Raw genomic sequence first — 3,405 nt, 5'->3', positions numbered from 1 at the left:
GTCCGATGTCGGGGGTCGATCGTCGGTGGCGGTCATGAGTCCTCCAGATATCTGCGGGCCGCGTCGATGCATGCCCGATGTGTCTGCTTGAGATCATGACCTGACAGTGTGATTGGCGTCACGGTTGCGTTCATTACGTTCACATTTTTCTCGTCGTCGCGTGCAGAGGAGGTCCGATGGCCCGCTGGTTGCCGTGCACCCTCGCAGGTCAGGCGTTCGCCATCCAGGCGGTCGCGATCGTCGTCATCATCGCGGTCGCGGCGTCGCTGGCCGCCTACGACGCACGTCGCGACGGTGATCAGGCCGCGCGGGATCGCGTGGTGGCGATCGCGGTGGCGTTGGCGGACTCGCCGTCGACCGCCGAGGCGATCGAATCCGGGACCGCGCCCGCACGGCTGCAACCGGTCACCGAGCGCGTGCGGTCGGACGCCGACCTGGCCTTCATCACGATCATGGCGCCGGATCGGACGCGGTTCACCCACACGAACCCGGCGTTGATCGGGCAACCGTTCGTCGGGACCATCGCGCCCGCACTCGCCGGGCGCACGTTCACCGAGACCTACACCGGCACCCTGGGCCCGTCGATCCGCGCGGTGTCACCGGTGCGTGACGGCTCCGGTCGGATCATCGGTCTGGTCTCGGCGGGCATCACCGTCGCCACGCTCGCCGACCGGTGGCGCGGCCAGATCCCGATCATCGTCATCGTGACGGTCATCGCGCTGGCCCTGTCGATGGCCGGGACCCTGCTGGTCCGCCGGCGGCTGCTCCGGCAGACGCACGGGCTGGCCCCGGCGGAGCTGCGCGTCATGTACGAACACCACGACGCCGTCCTGCACGCGATCTCCGAGGGACTCATCGTCGTCGACGACGGGGTCGCGGTGGTGGTCAACGACGAGGCCCGCCGGCTGCTCACCCTGGACGACGGCCCGGTCGACCGGTCGGCGCTGCCCGAGTTCCTGCGGGGCGGTGCCGACGGAACCGATCCCCACGACATCCGGGACGAGGTGCACGTGACCGGCGATCGGGTGCTGGTGGTCAACCGCACCGCCATCGACGGTCCGCGCGGGTCGCGCAGCGCGGTGGTGACGTTGCGTGACCGGACCGAACTGCAGGGCGCACTGGGCGAACTGGACTCGATGCGGGTGTTCGCCGAGTCGCTGCGGTCGCAGGCCCACGAGTCGGCCAACCGGCTGCACACCGTGGTCGGGCTGGTCGAGATGGGACGTCCCCAGGACGCGGTGGCCTTCGCGACCACCGAACTCGAACTGTCGCAGCACCTCGTCGACCGGCTCACCGCGGCGGTGGGCGAGCCCGCCCTGGTCGCGTTGCTGCTGGGCAAGGGCGCACAGGCCAACGAGCGCGGCGTCGAGCTGACGGTCACCGAGGACACCCAGCTCGGGGCCGACGACGACGCGATCCTGAGCAGCGCCGAGTTGATCACGGTGGCGGGCAATCTGATCGACAATGCACTGGATGCGTGCGACCGCTCGGATCCGTGGGTGGAGGTGACCGTGAGCCAGGACGACGCCGGGTTGATCATCCGGGTGGCCGACAGCGGGCCCGGCATGGACCCCGACGAGTTCGCGCGGGCCCGCCGACGGGGGTACTCCACGAAACCGGTCGCCGATGTCGCGACGTCGGGTGGGCGTGGGCTCGGCCTGGCGTTGGTGTCGCAGGTCGTCGACCGCCACGGCGGGACCATCACCGCCGAGATCACCTACGGCTCGGTGGTCGTCGTGACGGTGCCGCGACCGGGCGCCGACGGGACGCGCGCGTGACGGCGTCGGACCGTCGCCCCGACATCCGGGTGCTCATCGTCGAGGACGAACCGCTCATCGCCGCGGCCCACGAGGCGTACGTCGAGCGGATCCCCGGCTTCGTCGTCGCCGGTGTCGCCGGGACCGCTCGCGCGGCGCTGCGCACGGTGGCCGCATGTGTGGCCGACGACAACCCGATCGACGTCGTGCTGCTCGACATCGGTCTGCCCGACGCGAGCGGCATCGAGCTGGCGTCGGCGCTGTCGGGACAACGACCCGAACCCGACATCATCGCCATCACCTCCGAGCGTGATCTGTCGGTGGTGCGTGCGGCGGTCGCGCACGGGGTGCTGCTGTACCTGCTCAAACCGTTCACCTTCGCCGCGTTCCGCGACAAGCTCGAGCGGTACCGCGGATACCGCGACGCGTTGCCCGCGGGTACCGACGCCGCCGGGCAGCAGGAGGTCGACCGCGCGATGGCGGTGTTGCGCGGGTCCGACGACCGGGCCAGTGCGCCGGCGGGGGCATCCGGTCAGACCACCGAACACGTCGCCCGGTGCGTGCGCGACAGCGACGACGGACTCACCGCGAGCGAGGCCGCGGTGCAGGCGGGGGTCTCGCGGGTGACCGCCTGGCGCTACCTCGAACGTCTGGCCGATGACGGGGTCGTCGCACGCAGCACCGAGTACGGGCGCGCGGGTCGCCCGCAGGTGCGCTACCGGTGGCAGGTCGGCGGACCCGGCTCGCGAACGCGCTGAACTCGATAGCCTTCCCATCATGACTCCTCCGGTACCGACCAAGACCCTGAACTCCGGACACGCCATCCCGCAGCTGGGACTCGGCGTGTGGCAGGCGGAGAACGACGAGACCGAGAAGGCCGTGGCCCACGCGATCGACGAGGCCGGCTACCGGCACATCGACACCGCGGCCGCCTACGGCAACGAGGAAGGGGTGGGTCGCGGCATCGCGAGCGCGTCGGTGCCGCGCGAGGAGATCTTCCTGACCACCAAGCTGTGGAACGCCGATCAGGGGCACGACTCGACGCTCGCGGCGATCGACACCAGCCTGGGCAAACTCGGCGTGGAGTACGTCGACCTGTACCTCGTGCACTGGCCGCTGCAGGACAGCGACCGCATGAAGCAGACGTGGGCGGCGATGGAGAAGATCGCCGAGTCCGGCAAGGCGCGCACGATCGGGGTGTGCAACTTCGAACCCCATCACCTCGACGTGATCCGCGGCGACGGTGAGATCATCCCCGCGGTCGACCAGATCGAGCTGCACCCGCACCTGCCGCAGCAGGCCCTGCGTTCGTTCGCCGCGCAGCACGACATCGTCATCGAATCCTGGAGTCCCTTGGGTGGCACCAGCAATTCCGGGTGGGGTAGGGCGTCGAAGCCCAACACCCTGCTCGACGACCCGATCCTCGCGGCCATCGCCGAGAAGTACGAGAAGTCCATCGCGCAGGTCATCATCCGCTGGCACCTGCAGAACGACCTCGTCGTGATCCCGAAGTCGGTGCACGAAGAACGCATCTCGCAGAACATCGACGTGTTCGATTTCGAACTCGACGACGACGACCTGATGGAGATCGCCCGCCTCGACGACGGCGAACGCGTGGGGGCTCATCCGGACGAGATGAACATCGGCG

The 3,405-nt window shown here is 69.6% G+C and carries 3 protein-coding genes; all 3 read left to right on the top strand.

Annotated elements, in window-relative coordinates; genetic code table 11:
- Positions 1-176 precede the first annotated feature (176 nt).
- Entirely contained in the window at positions 177-1,778 is a 1,602-nt protein-coding gene (locus JHC79_RS12885) for an ATP-binding protein (protein WP_296391356.1), read from the top strand.
- Complete coding sequence (locus JHC79_RS12880; protein ID WP_296391354.1) at positions 1,775-2,515, top strand: response regulator; 741 nt, start codon at positions 1,775-1,777, stop codon at positions 2,513-2,515. The genes JHC79_RS12885 and JHC79_RS12880 overlap by 4 nt, the downstream gene beginning before the upstream one ends.
- 19 nt (positions 2,516-2,534) lie before the next feature.
- A partial coding sequence (locus JHC79_RS12875) for an aldo/keto reductase (protein ID WP_296391351.1) occupies positions 2,535-3,405 on the top strand: 871 nt, incomplete at its 3' end.

This window comes from Williamsia sp. (assembly GCF_016462415.1).
In the GTDB taxonomy this organism is placed as follows: Bacteria; Actinomycetota; Actinomycetes; order Mycobacteriales; family Mycobacteriaceae; genus Williamsia_A.
Note: the sequence above shows the minus strand (reverse complement) of the source record. Positions and strands in the feature narration are given on the sequence as shown.

Excerpts from the sequence above, each read along its gene's own strand:
- JHC79_RS12885 (WP_296391356.1), top strand. The coding sequence starts at position 177 with ATGGCCCGCTGGTTGCCGTGCACCCTCGCAGGTCAGGCGTTCGCCATC.